Source organism: Streptomyces caelestis, assembly GCF_001279005.1.
Taxonomy (GTDB): domain Bacteria; phylum Actinomycetota; class Actinomycetes; order Streptomycetales; family Streptomycetaceae; genus Streptomyces; species Streptomyces heliomycini.
This window is the reverse complement of sequence record NZ_LGCN01000142.1, coordinates 1-266: the sequence shown is the minus strand read 5'-3', so window position 1 is coordinate 266 and position 266 is coordinate 1. Positions and strand designations below refer to the sequence as shown.

General features: G+C 65.0%; 1 protein-coding gene. It reads right to left on the bottom strand.

The window, feature by feature from the left end:
* Positions 1-21: 21 nt before the first annotated feature.
* The coding region (locus ADK41_RS13785) for an integrase core domain-containing protein (protein ID WP_159043971.1) at positions 22-266 on the bottom strand (245 nt) is incomplete at its 5' end.

Below are 266 nucleotides of genomic sequence, written 5' to 3'. Positions count from 1 at the left end.
CCCGGGAGTGGACACCGGGTTTCATGCGGCGAGTGGCAGAGTACGTGACGTGATCAGTTGTTGTTCGAACTCGACCGGTGTGAGGTGGCCGAGGGCGGAATGCCGACGGCGCCTGTTGTCATACGAGAGCCGGCGGAACAGCTCGAGTCGGGTCTGTGCCTTCGAGGTCCAGCGGTGTCCGTGAAGCAGTTCTCGTGTGAGGCTCTGGAAGAACGACTCGGCCAGGGCGTTGTCGTAGCTCGAGCCGGCCCGGCCCCTGCTGCGGC